Origin of the sequence: Actinomadura physcomitrii, from assembly GCF_008923205.2 — a bacterium.
GTDB classification, from domain to species: domain Bacteria; phylum Actinomycetota; class Actinomycetes; order Streptosporangiales; family Streptosporangiaceae; genus Spirillospora; species Spirillospora physcomitrii.
The window spans coordinates 47,911-67,384 of record NZ_WBMS02000029.1; the positions used below are offsets into that span (position 1 = coordinate 47,911).

Genomic DNA, 19,474 nt, shown 5'->3' on the forward strand with positions numbered 1-19,474 from the left:
TACCTGCCCAGGTCGGGAACCGATATGCGAACATATGTTCGTGTCCCGTGCCGCCACGATCCTGCACGCCGACCTGGACGCCTTCTACGCGTCGGTCGAGCAGCGCGACGACCCCGCGCTGCGCGGGCGGCCGGTGATCGTCGGCGGGGGCGTGGTGCTGGCGGCCAGCTACGAGGCCAAGGCGCACGGCGTCCGCACCGCGATGAGCGGCGGGCAGGCGCGGCGGCTGTGCCCGGGCGCCGTCGTCGTCCGGCCCCGGATGGACGCCTACGCCGCGGCGAGCAGGGCGGTGTTCGCGCTGTTCCGCGCCACGACGCCGCTCGTCGAGGGCCTGTCGATCGACGAGGCGTTCCTCGACGTGGACGGGCTGCGCCGCATCTCCGGCACCCCCGCCGCGATCGCGGCCGGGCTGCGGCGCCGGGTCGCCGAGGAGATCGGGCTGCCGATCACCATCGGCGTGGCGCGCACCAAGTTCCTGGCGAAGGTGGCCAGCGGCGTCGCCAAGCCCGACGGGCTGCTCGTCGTCCCGCCCGACGGCGAGCTGGACTTCCTGCGCCCGCTGCCGGTGCGGCGGCTCTGGGGCGTCGGCCCGGCGACCGCCGCCAAGCTCGCCGGCTACGGCGTCGCCACGGTCGGCGACGTCGCCGACATGCCGGAGGCCGCGCTGGTGTCCCTGCTCGGCCCCGGCCCCGGGCGGCACCTGCACGCGCTGGCCCGCAACCGGGACCCGCGGCCCGTCCGCACCGGGGTCCGCCGCCGGTCGATGGGCGCGCAGCGCGCGCTCGGCCGCCGGCCCCGGCCGCCCGAGGAACTGGACGCCGTCCTCGTCGGCCTCGTCGACCGGCTCGCGGGACGGCTGCGCGGCGCGCACCGGGTGTGCCGGACGGTCACGCTGCGGCTGCGGTTCGGCGACTACGCGCGCGCCTCCCGCTCGCACACGCTGCCGCAGGCGACGGCCGAGACGTCCGCGCTGCTGGACGCGGCGCGCAGGCTGCTCGGCGGTGCCGCCCCGCTGATCGCCGAGCGGGGGCTGACCCTGATCGGGGTGTCGTTCGGCTCCCTGCACGACGACCGGGTCGTGCAGCTCGCGCTCCCGTTCGACGCCGGCGAGGCCGCGGACGCCGCCGTCGACGGCGTCCGCGGCCGGTTCGGGTCGTCCGCGATCACCCGCGCGGTGCTGCTCGGCCGCGACCCCGGCATCGCGGTGCCGACGCTGCCCGACGAGCCGTCCGGCTAGATCGTTGATGGGGGTTTGCTGAACCGGGGGCGGGCGTGACGAAGGGCGCCCATGATCAGTGTGTGAAGACAAACCTGGACGCCCTTCTGACCGCACTCTATGTCCATCTGGACGACCATGTCCTGCCGTCGGCGGACCGGCCGCGGCGACGCGGGCCGCAGCGGGTGCTCAATGACGCCGAGCTGGTGTGTGTCGCCGTGGCCCAGGTCCTGCTCGGCTGCGATTCCGAGCGGCGGTGGCTGCGGACGGCGCCCGGCAGGGTCGGGCACCTGTTCCCGCGGCTGCCCGGCCAATCGGAGTACAACCGGCACCTGCGCGATGCGGCCCCGGCGTTGTTCGCCGCCGCGATGTGGCTCGTGCGCCGGGTTCCGTCCTGGCAGGACCGGCTGCGGCTGATGGACGGCACCCCGCTGCGCTGCGGCGCCTCGCGCACCACCGTGAACCGCTCGGCCCTGGGCGAGATCGCCGGCTACGGCATGGACAAGTCCCACCACGCCTTCTACTGGGGCGCCAAGCTGATGCTGATCACCACCGCCGAGGGGGCGGTGTGCGCCTTCAGCCTGGCCCACCCCAAGGAACTGGACGAACGCAAGCAGGCGGTGCACCTGCTGCACGTCCGGCCGCCCGCGCCGGGACCGTGCCCGATCGTGTGCGACAAGGGATCCGCCGGGGCCGGGGTGGAGAAGGCCGCCGCCGACCTGGGCCATGTCCTGATCCGCCCCGTCCGCCAAGACGAGCCCGACCCGCAGGTCGCGGTCTTCCCCGCCTGGCTGCGCCAGCGCATCGAAGCGGTCATCTGGACGCTGAAGAATCAGCTCGGGCTGGAACGCCATGCCGCCCGCACCACCGAGGGCTTGTGGACGCGCCTGTGCCAGCGCATCTGCGCGCTCAACGCCGCCATCTGGCACAACTGGCTGACCGACGCCCCGGTCAAACGGTCACTGATCGCCTACGACCACTGACCGCAGTCCCGAAACTCCCATCAACGATCTAGCGGGCTTCGGAAGCTCCGCTGCACGGACGCGGTGCGTCCCTGTACGAGCACGGCGCGTCCCATGAGACGATCGTTCTCCCCGGGACGAAGCGGAGTGTGCGATGGCCGAGGAGAGGTGGTCCCCCGCGGACGTCGATCTGACGACGCCCAACACCGCACGGATCTACGACTACCTGCTCGGCGGCAAGGACAACTACGCCGCCGACCGGGAGGTGGCCGAGCAGCTGCTGGCCGTCATCCCGGAGGCGCGCGCGGCGGCCAGGGCGAACCACGCCTTCATCGGGCGCGCCGTCCGGCACCTCGCCCGGCAGGGCGTCCGGCAGTTCATCGACGTCGGCAGCAAGCTGCCCGCCGCCGGCAACGTGCACGAGGTCGCGGCCCGGGTCGCCCCGGACGCGACCGTCGTGTTCGCCGACGCCGACCCCGTCGTGCTGGTGCACGCGCGGGCGCTGCTGGCCGGCACGGACCGGACGGCGGTCGTGCGGTGCGACCTCGCGCGTCCCGAGTCGCTCGCCGACGACCCGGACGTCCGCGAGCACATCGACTTCACCGAGCCGGTGGCGATCGTGCTCGACCGCGTCCTGCACTTCATCGGCGACGCCGCCGACGCCCGCCGGTCCGCCGCGCGGCTGCACGACGCGCTGCCGCCCGGCGGGCACGTCGTGTTCACGCACATCACCCAGGACCCGCAGCCGGAGTCGAGCGGCGAGGTCGGGCAGGTGTTCAAGCCGACCAGCGGGCACTTCTGGGGCCGCACCCGCGCCGAGATCGAGTCGATCGTCGAGGTGTTCGACCTGCTCGACCCGGGCCTCACCTACACCCCGCTGTGGCGGCCCGACCCCGGGGCCGAGGACGTCGCGCACCCCGAGCGGACGTTCACGCTCGCGGGCGTCGGCCGCCGCCGCACCTGACCCGCGGCCCGCGGGGCGGGGTCAGGCGGCGAACGCGGGCGAGGGCAGGCCCTGTCCCGCGCCGGGCACGACGAACAGGGATCCGCCGTGGGGGTCGTCCTTCGGCGCGCCCACGGTCGCGGTCGTGATGTAGAGGTCGCGGAGGTCCGGGCCGCCGAACGCGCAGGCGGTGGTCTGCGCGGCGGGCACCTCGACGGTCCGGTCGAGGTCGCCGCCGGGCGTGTAGCACAGGACGCGCCCGCCGCCCCACAGCGCCACCCAGATCCGGCCCTCGGCGTCGGCGGTCAGCCCGTCGGGCAGGCCGGGGACGGAGACGAACGCGCGGCGGCGGGCGGCGCCCTCCTCGGGGCTGAAGTCGAAGACGTCGATGCGGCGCGTGGGCGTGTCCGCGTAGTACATCAGGCGTCCGTCGGGGCTCCAGGCGATCCCGTTGCTGACGGTTACGTCGTCGAGCACCGTGGTCGTCCCGCCGTCCGGGGTGACGCGGCGCAGCCGGCCGCCGCCCGGCGCCTCGTCGTAGCGCATGGTCCCGGCCCAGAGCGCGCCGTCCGGGCCGACGGCGGCGTCGTTGCCGCGGCAGCCGGGGACGGGATGCTCGGCCAGCCAGCGGAACGCGCCGTCGGCGTCGTACAGCCCGACGCCGTCGCGGAGGTTGACGACCAGCCCGCCGCCCGCGCGGGGCCTGGCCGCGCCCACGTGCTGGGCCGTGTGGCGGACGGTGTCGGCGCCGGTGGCCGGGTCGTAGGCGTGCACCTCGTTGCCGAGGATGTCGACCCAGAGCAGCACTCCGGCGGCGGCGTGCCAGCCGGGCCCCTCACCGAGCCGGACGCGGGACGGCAGGGCGATCTCGATGCGGTGTTCCATGGGGGATCCTCGGTCGGCCCGGGCGGCCGGGGCGGGCACCGGCGCCACGCCGGCCGGTGCCCGCCCCGGCGCGGGTCAGGACGTGGCGAAGGAGTAGACGCTGGTGGAGTCGTAGGTCTGGCCGGGCCGCAGCGTGGTGCTCGGGAACTGCGGCTTGTTGGGCGAGTCGGGGAAGTGCTGGGTCTCCATGGCGAACCCGTCGCCCTGCCGGTACATCGTCCCGCCGGTGCCGACGAGCCGGCCGTCGAGGAAGTTGCCGGAGTAGAACTGCAGGCCGGGCTGGTCGGTGCGGATCTCCATCACCCGGCCGGTGGTCGGCTCGGTGACGCGGGCGGCGAGCTTCATGCCGGTGCCGTCGAGCACGAAGTTGTGGTCGTAGCCGCGCCCGTACACCATCTGCTGGTCGCCGTCGCGGACGCGTTCGCCGATGGTGTGCGGACGGGTGAAGTCCAGCGGCGTGCCGCGCACCGGGGCCAGCCGCCCGGTCGGGATGAGGGTGGAGTCGACCGGTGTGAAGCGGGACGCGTTGATCTGCACCCTGTGGTCGTAGACCTCGCCGGACCCCTCACCCGCCAGGTTGAAGTAGGTGTGGTTGGTCAGGTTGACGACCGTCGGCTTGTCGGTGGTGGCCTGGTAGTGGATGCGCAGTTCGTTCGCGCGGGTGACGGTGTAGGTGACGGTCGTGCGGAGCGTGCCGGGGTAGCCCTCCTCGCCGTCGGGGCTGACGTACGAGAGCCGCAGCGAGGCCCCGTTGCGGTCCTTGGCCGGCTGGGCCGTCCACACCCGCTTGTCGAAGCCGGTCGTGCCGCCGTGCAGGCTGTTCGGCCCGTCGTTGGCGGGGACCTTGTAGGTCGTGCCGTCGAGGGTGAACCGAGCGCCCCCGATCCGGTTGCCGTAGCGGCCGATCAGCGCCCCGAAGTACGGGTTCTCGTCCTTGTAGGTGTCGCTGAGGTAGCCGTCCAGCGTGCGGAACCCGAGCGCGACGTCACCGGAGCGGCCGTGCCGGTCCGGGACGTCGAGGGACTGGACGATGCCGCCGTAGGTGAGGATGCGGACCTTCATGCCGTGGCCGCTGCCGAGCGTGTACCGGTCGATCTTCGTGCCGTCCGGCAGCGCGCCGAACGGCTCCTTGGTGACGGTCGGCGCGGACGGCGCGGCGGTGGCCGGCGCGGCGCCGGCCGGGCCGGCGAGCAGGCCGCCCGCGAGGAGGGCGGCGGCGAGCGGGACGGTGAGGGGTGGGACGCGCTTCATCGGTGTTTCCTCTCGCTTGGGGGGAGGGAGGAGACGGACTGGCGTGCACTTCTGGTCGGGGGACCGGCGGATCGCCGCGGGCCCCGTGGATCGTACGGCCGGGTGGGCGGGGCGAGCGCTCGCCCCGGTCAGCGCAGCAGCGGCGACCCGGCGCGCCGCTTGGTCCAGACGTCGAACGCGACGGCCGCCAGCAGGACCAGGCCCTTGACGAGCATCACCCGCTCGCTGGGCGCGCCCATCAGCGACATCCCGTTGTTGATCACGCCCATGATCAGGCCCCCGGTGATCGCGCCGACCACCTTGCCGACGCCGCCCTGCACCGCGGCGCCGCCGATGAACGCCGCCGCGATCGCGTCGAGCTCGAAGGTGTTGCCGGCGGTGGGCCCGGCCTGGTTGAGCCGCCCGGCGAAGATGATCCCGGCCAGCGCCGACAGCACGCCCATGTTGACGAACAGCCAGAACACCACCGACTTGGCCCGCACGCCGGACAGCACGGCCGCCTGCAGGTTCCCGCCGACGGCGTACACGTGCCGCCCGAACACCGACCGGGCCGTCAGCAGCGAGTACGCCAGCACCAGCACCGCCAGCAGCACCAGCACCCACGGCAGGTTGTGGAACCGGGCCAGCTGCACGGTGACCGCCATGATCAGCGCGCCCGCCGCGACGATCTTCAGCAGGAACACCGGCACCGGGTCGACGGTCTGCCCGTAGCCGAGCCGCGTCGCGCGGGTCCGCCACCGGGAGACCGCGAGCCCCGCCACCACCGCGATGCCGACGAGCAGGCTGAACAGGTCCGCGCCGCCCAGCGGGCCGAGCCCGACGTTGCCGAGGTAGCCGGAGGTGAACCCGTTCGACAGCGTCCGGACCTGGTCGGGGAACGGGCCGAGGCCCTGGTTGCCGAGCACCGTCATCGTCAGCGCCCGGAACAGCAGCATCCCGGCCAGCGTGACGATGAACGAAGGGATGCCGAAGAAGGCGGTCCAGTACCCCTGCCACGCGCCGATCGCGGCGCCCGCCACCAGCGTCAGCAGCAGCGCGACCGGCCACGCCACGTCGTGGCTCACCATCAGCCAGGCCGCGATCGCGCCGGTCACGCCGACCAGCGAGCCCACCGACAGGTCGATGTGCCCGGAGATGATGATGAGGATCATCCCGATCGCCAGGATCAGGATGTAGGAGTTCTGCACGATGATGTTGGAGATGTTCTGCGGCTGCAGCAGATCGCCGCCGGTCAGCACCGCGAACAGCACGACGATCAGCGCGAACGCGATGTAGATGCCGCTCTGCCGCACGTTCACGGTCAGCCGCGGCCGGGCGGCGGGCGCCGCCGCCCCGCCCGGCTCGGCCACGGCGTCCTTCCCGGTGGCCGCGGCGCCGGTCTTCGCAGGTGCGGTACGGCTCATCCGGCCTGCTCCCTTCCCATGGTCATGTAGGACATGAGGCGCTCCTGCGTGGCCTCCGCCCGCGGCACCTCGCCGGTGATCCGGCCGGCCGCCATCGTGTAGATCCGGTCGCACATGCCGAGCAGCTCGGGCAGCTCCGAGGAGATCAGCAGGATCGCCCGGCCCTCCGCGGCGAGCCGGTTGATGATCGTGTAGATCTCGTACTTGGCGCCGACGTCGATGCCGCGGGTCGGCTCGTCCAGGATCAGCACGTCCGGATCCGTGAAGATCCACTTGGACAGCACGACCTTCTGCTGGTTGCCGCCGCTCAGCTGCCCGGCCACCGCCGACACGCTCGGCGCCTTGATGTTCATCCCGCCGCGGAACTCCTCGGCGACCCGGTACTCGTCGTACTCGTTCACCCACCCGGCGCGGGACAGCTTCCCGAGCCGCGCCGCCGACACGTTGCGCTTGATGTCCTGGATGAGGTTCAGCCCGTAGCGCTTGCGGTCCTCGGTGGCGTAGGCGATGCCGTGCCGGATCGCGTCCCGCACGGTCCGCAGCCGGACCTGCTCGCCGTCCTTGTAGACGCGGCCGGAGATGTCCACCCCGTAGGACCGCCCGAACACGCTCATCGCCAGCTCGGTGCGGCCCGCGCCCATCAGCCCGGCGAGGCCCACGATCTCGCCGCGCCGCAGCGTCAGGGCGGCGCCCGACACCACCGCGCGGTCGCGCTGCGCCGGGCTGTGCACCGTCCAGTCCTCGATCCGCAGCGCCTCCCCGCCGATCTCCGGCTCGCGGGGCGGGAAGCGGTGCTCCAGGTCCCGGCCCACCATCCCGGAGATGATCCGGTCCTCGGTGACCCCGCCGCCGGACGGGTCGAGCGTCTCGATCATCCGGCCGTCGCGCAGCACGCTGACGGTGTCGGCGATGGCGAGGACCTCGTTCAGCTTGTGCGAGATGATCACGCAGGTGATGCCGTCGTCGCGGAGCCCGCGCATCAGGTTCAGCAGGTGCGCGGAGTCCTCGTCGTTGAGCGCGGCGGTCGGCTCGTCCAGGATCAGCAGCCGCACCCGCTTGGACAGCGCCTTGGCGATCTCCACCAGCTGCTGCTTGCCGACGCCGAGGTCGGCGATCGGGGTCACCGGGTTCTCCGGCAGCCCGACCCGCTCCAGCAGCAGGCCCGCCTCGTGGTTGGTGCGGTTCCAGTCGACCAGCCCCCGCCCGAGGAGCCGGCCGCCGAGGAGCCCGCGCGCCGGCCGCTCGTTGCCGAGGAAGATGTTCTCGGCGATCGACAGCTGCGGGCACAGCGCCAGCTCCTGGTGGATGATGACGATCCCGCGCTCCTCGCTGTCGCGGATCCCGGAGAACCGGCACGGCTCGCCGTCGAAGAGGATCTCCCCGTCGTACGAGCCGTGCGGGTAGACCCCGGACAGCACCTTCATCAGCGTGGACTTGCCGGCCCCGTTCTCGCCGCAGATCGCGTGGATCTCGCCGCGGCGCACGGTCAGGTCGACGTCGGCGAGCGCGTTCACCCCGGGGAACGTCTTGGTGATGCCGCGCATCCGCAGGATGTCGCCGCCTCCCGGGCCGCCGGCCGCCGCCGCTTCGGTGATGTCGTCGGTGGTCACGGCGTCATCCCAGCTGCGCCTGCGTGTAGTAGCCGGACTGGACCAGCTCGGTCTGCACGTTGGCCTTGTTGACGATCACCGGCTGCAGCATCTGCGTCGGGACGACCTTCTTCTGGTTGTTGTAGTCGGTCGTGTTGTTGACCTGCGGCTTGCCGCCCTTGAGGATGGCGTCGGTCATCTTCGCGGCCTCGTCGGCGAGCTTGCGGACGTCCTTGAAGATGGTGGAGTACTGCTCGCCGGCCAGGATCGACTTCACCGACGCCCGCTCGGCGTCCTGCCCGGTCACCACCGGGTACGGCTGGCTCGCGGTGCCGTAGCCGTTGCTCTTCAGCGCCGACAGGATGCCGATCGACAGGCCGTCGTACGGCGAGAGCACCCCGTCGACCTTGGCGCCGCCCCGGTAGGTCTTGGTGAGGATGTCCTCCATCCGCTTCTGCGCCGTCGCCGGGTCCCAGCGCAGGATCGCCATCGTCTTGAAGTCGGTCTGGCCGCTCTTGACGACCAGCGTCCCCTTGTCGATGTACGGCTTGAGCACCGACATCGCGCCGTTGTAGAAGAAGGGGGCGTTGTTGTCGTCGGGGGAGCCGGCGAACAGCTCGATGTTGAACGGGCCCTTCGCCTTGCCCTCCGACCCGTCCTCGTTCTTGATCTTCAGGCCGGTGAGCAGCGAGGTCGCCTGCTCCACGCCCACCTTGTAGTTGTCGAAGGTGACGTAGTAGTCGACGTCCGGGCTGCGCATGATGAGCCGGTCGTAGGAGATCACCGGGATGTGGTTCTGGTGCGCCTCCTGCAGCTGGCTGGTCAGCGCGGTGCCGTCGATGGACGCCACGACCAGCAGCCGGGCGCCCTTGGTGATCTGGTTCTCGATCTGGCTGACCTGCGTCGGGATGTCGTTCTCGGCGTACTGCAGGTCGACCTTGTAGCCGAGCTTCTCCAGGTCGGCCTTGAGCGTGTTGCCGTCGCGGATCCAGCGCTCGGACGACTTCGTCGGCATCGTCACGCCGATCAGCGCGCCCTTGGTGTCGCCGGACTTGGCCTTCTTGTCGATGCTCTTCTCGCTGGAGCCGCACGCCGTCATGGCGGTCGCCAGGACCAGCGCGGACAGGGCCGTGGTGATGCGCCGGAGTCTCATCTCGTTCTCCTTCGGGGTGGGGGAGGGCAGCGGAGCGAATCAGCGTCGGACGGCGGACGTGGGCAGGGCTTCCGGGAGGGCCGGGAACCGCCGCAGCGGCCCCGGGTCACGGGACCCGGTCGGGGACATGTCCTCGCCCGCCCCGAGCCGGGCGAGGGTGTCCAGGACGAGCCGGCCGCGCCGCACCCGCTCCCGCGCGCTCGCCACGGCGGCGGGCAGCAGGTGGTGGCCGACCGGATAGATGCCGGGCGCGTTGCGCAGCCCGAACTTCAGATAGATGGGGGCGCCGCAGCGGATCAGCTCCGCCGCGTCGTAGAAGCGGACGAACCCGCCGAGGTCGTCGGGCGCCTCGACGTAGAAGTCCATCGGCGCGGCGCTGACCGCGCGGATCTCGGCGAGCTGCGCGACCGTCAGGTCGCTCGGCACGTTGACCGAGTCGGCGCCGAGGCCCTCCCACACCGCGAACGATGCCGGGTTCACCGGGCCGACCAGCGCGGACACCTTGAACGTGGTGCCGGCGGGCAGCCGGCCGGCCTCGCGCAGCCGGTGCAGCGTCCACAGCACGCCCTCGTCGGCGACCAGCAGCGACCGGACTCCGAGCGCGGTGGCGCGCTCGGCGTCCTCGACGCACTGGGCGAGCTGGTCGCGGCCCCGGGCGCGCGGGCCGGAGGCGTTGTAGGAGCGGCCCCCGGCGCCCGGCTCCCAGGTGCCGCGCGGGCCGAGGAACAGGCACAGCTCGATGCCGCGCGCGTCGCAGGCGTCCGCCATCTCGCCGATCTCGGCGTCGGTGAGCATCCACACGCCGCTGCCCTGGCTGATGCGGTGCAGCGGGACGCGGAGCCGTTCGCTCTCCTCCAGCACCGCGGCCAGCACCGCGGGGCCCTCGCAGGACGGCAGCTCGGTGCGCCAGGCGCCGCCGTCGGGGAACCGCAGGCCGGACGCGGGCGGGCGCGGCGCGGCGTCGGGCCAGCCGAGCGAGCGCAGCGCGTCCTCGCCGGGCGCGCGGCCGCCGGCCGGGCCGGCGAGCTCGTCAGAGAAGGGGTCCATCGGTCCTCCCGCCGGTCGGGGACGTGTCGAGGTCGGGGCGCAGCAGCACCTTCCCGGCGTCGGGGGAGCCGCTGAGCTTCAGCGCCGCCGCGAACTCGGTCAGCGGCAGCTCGTGGGTGATCAGGGACGCCGGCCGCAGCACACCGCCGGCGAACGCGCGCACCGCGTACGTCCAGTCGGCGGGGCCGGAGCCGAACACGGTGTGCAGCGACAGGGCGCGGGTGACCAGCAGCGACGTCGGGACGGCGTCGGCCGGGTCGGCGGGGATGCCGGTCACCACGACCCGGCCGCCGCGGCGGGCCAGCCGCACCGCCGCGCTCGCCGTGCCGGGCGCGCCGGCGGTCTCGACGACCACGTCGAACGCGCCCTCGGGCACCTCGCCGGGCCGGCCGAACGCGGTCGCGCCCGCGTCCAGCGCCGGCTCGCCGCGCACCACCCGCGGGCCGATCGCGGCGAGCCGGGCCGGCGACGACGCGGCGAGGAACTGCAGCGCGAGCATCCCGAGCGTGCCGGCGCCGACGACCGCGACGGTCTCGCCCGGACGCGGCGCCGCGTGCCGGACGGCCCCGGCGATGACCGCGGCCGGCTCCAGCAGCGCCGCCGCGCGCAGGTCGGCGCCGGGCGGCAGCACGTGCAGCAGCCGGGCGGGGACCAGCAGGTGGTCGGCGAACGCGCCGGGCCGGGTGAAGCCCGTCTCGTCGTAGCGGCTCGCGCACAGGTTCGGGGCGCCCTCCCGGCAACGCCCGCACGTCATGCAGCCGCGGAACCCCTCGCCGACGACGGCGGCGCCGACCAGCGACGGGTCGGTGTCGGGGCCGACCGCCTCGACCGTGCCGGACCACTCGTGCCCGGGGACGACGGGGTACCCGGCGAACCCCTCGGGGCGCGCGCCGTCGAACAGCTCGCGGTCGCTGCCGCACAGCCCGGCGGCGGCGACCCGGACCCGGGCCTCGCCGCGGCCCGGCTCCGGCGGGTCGCCGGCGTCGATCCGCCAGCGGCCCGGCGCCTCCACGACCACCGCGCGGCTCAACGGCGCGTCCCGCGGAAGTGCCAGCCGTCGGCGTACAGGTCGAAGTCGGCGTGCTGCTGGGGGAAGGCGGCGACCGCGTCGAGGTCCAGCTCGACGCCGAGGCCGGGCGCGTCCGGCAGGGCGAAGTGGCCGTCGACGACCTGCGGGGCGCCCTTCGCGACGTCCTTGACGGCGGCGTCGGCGAAGTCGTTGAAGTGCTCCAAGATTTTGAAGTTGGGGGTGCAGACGCCGAGCTGGAGGCTCGCGGCGGTCAGCACCGGCCCGCCGACGTTGTGCGGCGCGACCTGCACGTAGTAGGTCTCGGCGGTCGCGGCGAGCTTGCGGACCTCCGCGATGCCGCCGCTGTGCCCGACGTCGGGTTGCAGCACGTCGGCGGCCTGCAGTTCCAGCAGCTCGCGGAACTCGATGCGGTCGTGGACGCGCTCGCCCGTCGCGATGGGCAGCCCGGTGTGCGCCGCCACCTTGGCGAGCGCCTTGAGGTTCTCCGGCGGGACGGGCTCCTCCAGCCAGGCCGGGTCGAACGGGGCGAGCAGGCCGGCGAGCCGGATCGCGGTCGCGGGGGAGAAGCGGCCGTGCATCTCGATGAGCAGCTCGACGTCGGGGCCGACCGCGTCCCGCACCGCCTCGACCAGGTCGATGGCCAGCACCGTCCCGGCGTGGTCCAGGTCCATCCGGCCGGCGCCGAACGGGTCGAGCTTGAGCGCCCGGTAACCGCGGTCGACGACGCGCCTCGCCGCCGCGTGGAAGTCGTCCGGGGTCCGGTCGACGGTGTACCAGCCGTTCGCGTAGGCCTTGACCCGGTCGCGCACCTTGCCGCCGAGCAGCCGCCACACCGGCTGGCCGAGCGCCTTGCCGATGATGTCCCAGCACGCCATCTCGACGCACGCGATGCCGGACATGACGATCTCGCCCGCGCGGCCGAAGTCGCCGTACTTCATCCGGCGGACGAGGTCCTCGACGTCGAACGGGTCGCTGCCGGCGATGTGCCGGCGCTCCGCCTCGGCGAGGTAGCCGGCCAGGGCGTCGGTGCGGCCGAGCATCCGGGCCTCGCCGACGCCGGTGAGGCCCTCGTCGGTGCGGACGGTCACGAAGGTGAGGTTCCGCCACGGTGTCCCCAGGACATGGGTGCCGATCTCGGTGATGCGCAACGTGTGCCGCCCCTCTCGAATCAACCTGGCACTAGCTTGTGTTAGCGCTAACATTCGCGCCGCGCGATACGGGCCCCTCCCGCGGCCGGCGTCAGCGGCCGCCCGGCCGCACGGCCGTGCTCTCCCGCACCACCAGCTCCGGTTCCACGGTGCGGCGCGCCGGCGGGCCGGCGCCCTCGCCCGCGGGGTCGTCGACGCGTTCCAGCAGCAGCTGGAACGCGTGCCGCCCGACCTCGCCGAACGGCTGCCGGACGCTGGTCAGCGGCGGCGCGAAGTAGGGAGCCTCCGGAACGTCGTCGAAGCCCACCACGCTCACCTCCTCCGGGACGCGGCGGCCCGCCTCGCGCAGCGCGCGCAGCAGGCCGAGGGCCATCGGGTCGTTGGCGGCGAACACCGCGGTCACCGCCGGGTCGGCGGCCAGCCGCCGGCCGAGCTCGTACCCCGACCGGGCGCTCCAGTCGCCGGACAGCGGCTCGGGGGCCTCCCGGCCCTCCTCGGCGAGCACCGAGCGCCAGCCGTCCACGCGGGCGCTGGCGTCGATCCAGTCCGCCGGGCCGGCCATGTGCCACACCGTCTCGTGGCCGAGGCTCAGCAGGTGCCGGACGGCCCGCACCGCGCCCGCGCGGTGGTCCACCGACGCGACCGGCACCGGCAGGTCGTCGCCCGCGCCGACCGCCACCACCGGCATGTCCGGCGGCAGCCGCCGCAGCCCCTCGGCCGCCGACTGGTGCGGCGCGATGATGACGATCCCGTCCACCGACTGGGCGCGCAGCCGCTGCACGCCGTCCTCGATGGAGCGCCGGGTGAGCGAGCCGAGGCTGGCGATGTTGATCATGTAGTCGGCGCTGCGCGCGGCCCGCTCGATCCCGTACAGGGTCGAGGCGGGCCCGTACAGCGTCGTGTCGAAGCTGACCACGCCGAGCACCCCGGACCGGCCGGTCGCGAGGACGCGCGCCGCCGAGTTCGGCCGGTAGTCCAGCTCGCGCATGGCCGCGAGCACCCGCTCGCGGGTGCGCGGCGCGACCTTGCCCGGGTCGTTCAGCACCCGCGACACCGTCATCGCCGACACGCCCGCGAGCGCCGCGACGTCGTCCATGACCGCCGCGCGGGACCGCCCGCCGCCCGGGCCGGAACCGGACGGGCCGGTGCCGGACGGGGGAGGGGGCGCTGCGGTGGTCACTGTGATCTGCTCCACATCGGTCGGGTGTCCTGAATGTTTGCGCTAACGCCGACCCATGTCAATACCCAGTAAGCAATCGTGATAGCGCAAACATAGGCCGGTGCCATTGCGCGGGGATCACGGCTTCCGCGCAAGCCCGGCGCGACCCGTTTCAGCGGGCGGTCCGGCCCCCGCCGGCGGCGGGCGTCCGGCGGCGTGCGTCGCGATCGGGTAACGCCCTTCTCCCGGACGGGCCGGGCCGGGGACACTTCCGGTGCGTCCGGGAAAGCACGGTGCCCGCCCCCGTGGGATCCCGGTACCGGCGGACCGGCCCGGGCCCGAGCATGGAAAGGATGGTCGTGGTGATATCCGCCCCGCGGAGGCGCAGGTCGCCACCGTGGTTCGGCGCGGAGACGAGGCGCGCCCTCGCCGCCGGCCTCGCGGTGGCCGCGCTCGCCCTGGCAGCGGGGTGGCCGTACTGGCGCGACCACGCCGCCGCCGCGGCCCTCTCCCTGGCCAGCACCGGCGGGATCGCGGTCGTCGGCGTGCTGCTGGCGACCGGCGCCCGCACCCGGCGGACGGGCCTGCTGTTCCTCGCCGCGTCCCTGTCCTGGGCGGTGAACTGGCTGGCGAGCTGGGACGCCGGGCCGGGACCGGTGCTGTCCCCGTACGCCCAGGCCGACTTCTACCTCGCCCTCGCGGTGGGCGTGCTGCTGTACCCGGCCGGGCGGCTGGAGTACCTCGCCGACCGGATCTGGACGGTGTTCGCCTGCGCGGTCCTGTGGGGCTGCCCGACCGCGCTGTGGGTCACCTCGCGTCCGGAGTGGGCGGCGTTCCGGGGCCGGCACGTGTGGTGGCCGGCGCCGTTCCCCGACCACGCGGCGTTCCGCGCCGTCCTGGAGGTCGCCGCCGCGCTGTACATCGTGCTCGCGCTGTCCTTCGCCGTCGTCCTGCTGCTGCGGCTGCCGAGGATGAGCCGGATGCGGCGGGCGGTCACGCTGCCGGTGACCGTGGCGCTGGCGTTCGTCGGGATCTCCGCGGCGCTGACGCAGCGGCCCATCATGGAGGAGTCCATCTCGCTGGACGCGCTGCTGCGGGTGTACGCGGTGCAGGGCGCGGTGTCCGCCCTCATCCCGTTCGCGCTGCTGGCGTCGGGGCTGCGGATCCGGCTCGCGGAGCTGGCCGTCGCCGGCCGGATGCTGCGGCTGACCGCCCCGGTGTCGGTGGAGCGGATCCGCGACGCGCTGCGCGACGTCCTGCACGACCCCTCGCTGCAGTTGTGGTTCTGGGCGCCCGCCGAGCAGGTCTACGTCGACATCTCCGGACGCCCCGTCGCGATGGACGCCGAGGACGAGGTGCCGGCGGGCGAGGACGCCGGCGACCCGGCCGTGGGGGACGGGGGCCGGTGGCGCCGCCGCGTCGAGACCGCCGCGGGCGAGCCCCTCGCGATCGTGGAGCTGGGCGCGGCGCTGCGCGACCACGGGTCGCTGGTCGAGGCGGCGCTGGAGGCCGGCGGCCGGGCGCTGGAGACGGCGCGGCTGCAGTCCAACGTCCAGGCCGGCCTGGAGCAGGTGCGCCAGGCGTACGAGCGGCTCGTGCGCGCCGAGGCCGTGGAGCGCGAGCGGCTGGCCCGCGACCTGCACGACGGCGCGCAGCAGCGGCTGCTCGCGCTCGGCGCGATGCTCGGCACCCTGGAGGCCCTCGCCGAGGACCCGGACGTCAAGGAGCGGGCGCGCACGTGCCGCGCGGAGCTGATGGCGGCGCTGGCCGAGCTGCGCGCGCTCGCCCGCGAGGTGCAGCCGGCGCTGCTCGTCCAGGACGGCCTCGGCCCGGCGCTGGAGGTCGTCGCCGAACGGCTCGGCACCCGGGTGCTGCTGGACGTGACCGCCGAGCGCTACTCCCGCGAGATCGAGTCCACGCTTTACTCGGTGCTTTGCGAGGCATTGTCGTACGCTGTCGAGCGCGCGCGTGCGACCCGCGTGACCGTCCGGGTGCGCCCGGACGGTCACCTGCTGGTGGCCGAGGTCAGCGACGACGGGGAACGCCCGGGCGGGGAGTCCGGCGCGGTGCCCGGCGGGCTGGCCGGGCGGATCAGGGCGCTGCGCGGACACGTGGAAATCGACGGCGAGCCCACCCGGGGCACGACGGTAAGGATGGTCTTGCCATGCGAGTAGCCGTGGCGGAGGACAGCGGGATCTTCCGGCAGGCCCTGGTCACCCTGCTCACCACGGTCGGCGTCGAGGTGACGGTGTCCGCGGCCTCGGGCGAGGAGCTGCTCGCCCGCGTCGCCGAGGACCCGCCGGACGTCGCGGTCGTCGACCTGCACATGCCGCCGACGCACACCAACGAGGGCGTGGTCGCGGCGCGCGAGCTGATGCGGCGCCACCCGGGGATCGGCGTGCTGGTCCTGTCGGCCTACAACGAGACGCCGCAGGCGATGGAGCTGTTCCGCGACCAGCCGCGCCGCGTCGGGTACCTGCTGAAGGACCACGTCACCGACGTCGACAACCTGCGCGGCGCGCTGGAGCGGGTGGTGCGCGGCGAGGTCGTCATCGACCCGGACGTGGTGAGCCGGCTGGTCGAGGCCCGGCACCGGGAGCGGGAGCTGGCCCGGCTGTCCGGCCGCGAGCGGGAGGTGCTGGGCCTGATGGCCGAGGGGCACTCCAACGCCGGGATCGGCAAGCGGCTGCACCTGTCCGCCCGCACCGTGGAGGACCACGTCCGGGCCATCTTCACCAAGCTCAAGATCACCTCGTCGGGCGGCCCGCCCGGCCCGCAGGACAGCAACAAGCGGGTGCTGGCGGTGCTCACCTGGCTGCGCGCCGCCGAGACCCGGTGATCCCGGGGGCCCGGTGACCCGGCCGTCCCGCGCATCGATCGGGTAACGGCCTTTCGCGCACGGCGCCGCGCCGGAGAGAATTCGGCGTACGAGTCCGGTCGCGGAACGTGATGCCGGTGGTGGCCCCCGCACGCCACCGTGCCGCGCCGCGGGCCGTGCCCGTGGCCGTCCGGCGTACCCATCCTCCCGCCGCCGCGCCCCGGGCGCATCCGGGGAAACCCGAGGCCCGCCCGGTGGTTTCCCGGATCGCGGCCGCCGGCTCGCCGTGTGCGCGGTCGCGGCGCGGGCCCGCAGGGCCCCGACGAGGAAAGGGACGGCTGTTGAGGTCGGTGCGCGTGCGGGCGCCGTCGTGGTTCGGCGCCCCGCTGCGCCGCGCCGCCGCGGGGGGCGCGGCGGTGGCGGCGGGAGCGCTCGCCGCGGGCTGGCCGTACTGGCGCGGTCATCCCGCCGCCGCGGCGGTCACCCTGGCGTGCTGCGGCGGGTTCGCCGTCGCGGGCGGGCTGCTGGCGGCCGGGCCGCTCGGCCGCCGGACCGGCGCGGCGTTCACCGCCGGCGCGGCGGCGTGGGCGCTGACCTGGACGGGGAGCTGGAACGCGGGCGCCGGCCCGGTGGTGTCGGTGTTCGCGCAGTCGGTGTTCTTCGTCGCGATCGGGGTGGGCGTGCTGCTCTACCCCGGCGGCCGGCTCGACGGCGCCGTCGTCCGGCTGTGGACCGGTGCCACCGCGGTCGTCATGATCGGCGGCCAGGCCGCGCTGTGCGCGCTGTCGCGGCCCGCCTGGAACGGGTTCGGCGGCGCGGTCGCATGGCCGTCCGTCACCCCCCACCGGGAGGCGTTCGACTGCACGTACCGGGCCGTCACGACCCTGGAGGCGGTGCTGGCCGGGGTGCTCGTCATCATCCTGCTGCTGCGGCTGCCGGGGACAGGCCGGCTCGACCGCCGGTACACGGTGCCGGTCGCCGCCGCCGTCACGGTCGGCGTCGCCGGGGCGCTCGCGGTGCAGAACTCGCTCATCGGCCGCCACGTGACCCTGGACGACGTCATGGAGGTGTACCTCGTCCAGGGCGTGTTCGCGACGGTGCTGCCGCTGGCGTTCCTCGCCGCGGCGCTGCGCGCCCGGCTGGCCGAGCTGACCGCCGCCGAGCGGATGCAGCGCCTCACCGACCCGGTCTCGGTGGAGAAGGTGCGGGACGCGCTGCGCCGCGTCCTGCGCGACGGCACCCTCGACCTGTGGCTGTGGGCGGAGGACGGGTACGTCGACGTCGCCGGGCGCCGGGTCGCGGGCGGTGCCGGGCGGGCGCCGGGCCGGTGGCGGCACGAGGTGCGCACGTCCGCGGGGGAGCCGCTCGCGGCGGTGGACGCCGACGACCGGCTGCGCCGGCACGCGCCGCTCGTCGACGCGGCGCTCATCGCGGGCGGGCGGGCGCTGGAGACCGTCCGGCTGCAGGCCGCGGCGCGGGCGAACCTGGAGCGGGCGCGCGACGCGCGGGAGCGGCTCGTCCGCGTCCAGGCGGCGGAGCGCGAGCGCCTCGCCGGCGAGCTGCAGCGCAGTGCCCAGCAGCGGCTGCGCGCGCTGGAGGACCTGCTCGAAGGGCTGGAGGAGGCGGCCGGCCCGCGGGCCCGCGAGCAGGCGCGCGTGTGCCGCCGGGAGTTGGCGGAGGCGGCCGCCGAACTGGACGGCCTGGCCCGCGGCGTGCACCCGGCGATCCTCACCGACGCGGGGCTGGCCGCCGCGATGCGGCTCGTCGCCGCGCGGTCCGCGGCGCCCGTCCGGCTCGACCTGCCCGACCGCCGGTACCCGCCGGAGATCGAGTCGACGCTGTACTTCGCGCTCTGCGAGGCGCTGGCGAACGCGGCCAAGCACGCCGGCGCCGCGGAGATCCGGGTGGCGGTGCGGGACGAGGACGGCCGCGTGGTCGCCGAGGTCCGCGACGACGGCGCGGGCGGCGCGGGCGCCGTCCCCGGCGGCGGTCTCGCCGGCCTCACCGACCGGGTCCGCGCGCTGCGCGGCCGGGTCGACGTCGACAGCCCCCGCGGCGCGGGCACCACCGTCCGGATCACCCTCCCGGCGCCCCGGTGACCGGCGGGCGCGGCCGCCCGCCCGCTCCGGCCTCGCCGCGGACGTGACGTGGGGGTCCGTGCTTCTGGGACACTGGAACGCGCCGCCGCGACCCGGACCGCCGGGCGGCGGCGGGCGAAGAGGTGCGGACAGGGAGACATGGGCGAGCGGGTACGGGTGCGCAAGGACCGTGACGAGCGGCGCGAGCAGATCCTGGTGTGCGCGCGGGAGCTGTTCAGCGAACGGCCGTACGAGGAGGTCTCCAACACCGAGATCGCGGCGGTGGCGGGCGTCAGCCGGGGTTTGCTGAACCACTACTTCGGCACCAAGCGGGAGCTGTACCTCGCGGTCGTGGAGCGGATGCTGGACATCCCGCCGGTGCCGGTGCCCGCCTACGAGCCCGGCGCGAGCGTCCGCGAGCGCGTCACCGAGAGCATCACCGGCTGGCTGGAGCTGCTGGAGCGCAACGCCGGCACCTGGCTCGTCGCGCTGGACATGGCCGCCGGGACGGCGGGCGACGACGACCTCGCCCGGCTGGTGGACGCGGCGCGGGAGGGCGCGGTCGACCACATCACCGAGGTGGTGGGGCTGGCGCGGCTCGCCGCCGAGCACCCGGAGGTGCGCTCGGCGCTGCGCGGGTTCAGCGGGATGGCGGAGGCCGCCACCCGCGAGTGGCTGCGGCACGGCCGGCTCACCCGGCCGCAGGTGCACCTGCTGCTCGAAGAGACGCTCATGCACCTGATCGGCGAGACCGTGCCGAAGATGACGGCGCGAGTCTGAACCGGCCTGAGC

At 74.5% G+C, this 19,474-nt stretch carries 16 protein-coding genes; 7 read left to right on the top strand and 9 right to left on the bottom strand.

Annotation, left to right across the window (positions count from 1 at the left end; translation table 11 throughout):
• The first annotated feature begins 40 nt into the window (after nucleotides 1-40).
• From dinB to F8568_RS30680, 3 genes are all read left to right on the top strand, one after another.
• Nucleotides 41-1,237, top strand: coding sequence for a DNA polymerase IV (gene dinB / locus F8568_RS30670; protein ID WP_328601098.1), 1,197 nt, complete (start codon nucleotides 41-43; stop codon nucleotides 1,235-1,237).
• A 62-nt stretch (nucleotides 1,238-1,299) separates the two neighbouring features.
• Complete coding sequence (locus F8568_RS30675; RefSeq protein ID WP_151597175.1) at nucleotides 1,300-2,199, top strand: transposase; 900 nt, start codon at nucleotides 1,300-1,302, stop codon at nucleotides 2,197-2,199.
• Between the two features lie 133 nt (nucleotides 2,200-2,332).
• Nucleotides 2,333-3,142, top strand: coding sequence for an SAM-dependent methyltransferase (locus F8568_RS30680; RefSeq protein ID WP_151597176.1), 810 nt, complete (start codon nucleotides 2,333-2,335; stop codon nucleotides 3,140-3,142).
• Nucleotides 3,143-3,163: 21 nt separating this feature from the next.
• Here the strand turns inward: F8568_RS30680 and F8568_RS30685 are convergent, their stop codons facing one another.
• The 9 genes from F8568_RS30685 to F8568_RS30725 form a co-directional block, all read right to left on the bottom strand.
• A complete protein-coding gene (locus F8568_RS30685) occupies nucleotides 3,164-4,006 on the bottom strand; it encodes an SMP-30/gluconolactonase/LRE family protein (protein ID WP_151597177.1) in 843 nt (280 codons plus the stop codon).
• 75 nt (nucleotides 4,007-4,081) lie between these two features.
• Nucleotides 4,082-5,257, bottom strand: coding sequence for an aldose epimerase family protein (locus F8568_RS30690; RefSeq protein ID WP_151597178.1), 1,176 nt, complete (start codon nucleotides 5,255-5,257; stop codon nucleotides 4,082-4,084).
• Nucleotides 5,258-5,385: 128 nt separating this feature from the next.
• The gene (gene mmsB / locus F8568_RS30695; RefSeq protein ID WP_151597179.1) at nucleotides 5,386-6,660 is read right to left on the bottom strand and encodes a multiple monosaccharide ABC transporter permease; all 1,275 of its coding nucleotides are present in this window, start codon (nucleotides 6,658-6,660) and stop codon (nucleotides 5,386-5,388) included.
• Nucleotides 6,657-8,270 (bottom strand): multiple monosaccharide ABC transporter ATP-binding protein, encoded by a 1,614-nt coding sequence (mmsA, locus tag F8568_RS30700; RefSeq protein ID WP_407924498.1) that lies wholly within the window; start codon nucleotides 8,268-8,270, stop codon nucleotides 6,657-6,659. Before mmsA ends, mmsB begins: the two co-directional genes overlap by 4 nt.
• Nucleotides 8,271-8,274: 4 nt before the next feature.
• Nucleotides 8,275-9,402 carry a multiple monosaccharide ABC transporter substrate-binding protein gene (chvE, locus tag F8568_RS30705; RefSeq protein ID WP_151597180.1) on the bottom strand — a complete coding sequence of 376 codons (1,128 nt, stop codon included), beginning with the start codon at nucleotides 9,400-9,402 and terminating at the stop codon, nucleotides 8,275-8,277.
• A 39-nt stretch (nucleotides 9,403-9,441) separates the two neighbouring features.
• Nucleotides 9,442-10,449, bottom strand: coding sequence for a hypothetical protein (locus F8568_RS30710; protein WP_151597181.1), 1,008 nt, complete (start codon nucleotides 10,447-10,449; stop codon nucleotides 9,442-9,444).
• Nucleotides 10,433-11,479, bottom strand: coding sequence for a zinc-dependent alcohol dehydrogenase (locus F8568_RS30715; protein ID WP_151597182.1), 1,047 nt, complete (start codon nucleotides 11,477-11,479; stop codon nucleotides 10,433-10,435). Before F8568_RS30715 ends, F8568_RS30710 begins: the two co-directional genes overlap by 17 nt.
• Nucleotides 11,476-12,627, bottom strand: coding sequence for a mandelate racemase/muconate lactonizing enzyme family protein (locus tag F8568_RS30720; protein WP_151597183.1), 1,152 nt, complete (start codon nucleotides 12,625-12,627; stop codon nucleotides 11,476-11,478). Before F8568_RS30720 ends, F8568_RS30715 begins: the two co-directional genes overlap by 4 nt.
• Before the next feature lie 91 nt (nucleotides 12,628-12,718).
• The gene (locus F8568_RS30725) at nucleotides 12,719-13,807 is read right to left on the bottom strand and encodes a LacI family DNA-binding transcriptional regulator (RefSeq protein WP_328601099.1); all 1,089 of its coding nucleotides are present in this window, start codon (nucleotides 13,805-13,807) and stop codon (nucleotides 12,719-12,721) included.
• A 332-nt stretch (nucleotides 13,808-14,139) separates the two neighbouring features.
• Here F8568_RS30725 and F8568_RS30730 point away from each other — a divergent pair, with 332 nt between their 5' ends.
• The 4 genes from F8568_RS30730 (at nucleotide 14,140) to F8568_RS30745 (ending at nucleotide 19,462) form a co-directional block, all read left to right on the top strand.
• Nucleotides 14,140-15,960 carry a sensor histidine kinase gene (locus F8568_RS30730; protein WP_151597184.1) on the top strand — a complete coding sequence of 607 codons (1,821 nt, stop codon included), beginning with the start codon at nucleotides 14,140-14,142 and terminating at the stop codon, nucleotides 15,958-15,960.
• Entirely contained in the window at nucleotides 15,951-16,625 is a 675-nt protein-coding gene (locus F8568_RS30735) for a response regulator transcription factor (RefSeq protein WP_151597185.1), read from the top strand. The genes F8568_RS30730 and F8568_RS30735 overlap by 10 nt, the downstream gene beginning before the upstream one ends.
• A 329-nt stretch (nucleotides 16,626-16,954) precedes the next feature.
• Nucleotides 16,955-18,703 (top strand): ATP-binding protein, encoded by a 1,749-nt coding sequence (locus tag F8568_RS30740; protein WP_328601104.1) that lies wholly within the window; start codon nucleotides 16,955-16,957, stop codon nucleotides 18,701-18,703.
• Between the two features lie 138 nt (nucleotides 18,704-18,841).
• Complete coding sequence (locus F8568_RS30745; protein ID WP_151597187.1) at nucleotides 18,842-19,462, top strand: TetR/AcrR family transcriptional regulator; 621 nt, start codon at nucleotides 18,842-18,844, stop codon at nucleotides 19,460-19,462.
• The last annotated feature ends 12 nt before the right edge of the window (nucleotides 19,463-19,474 follow it).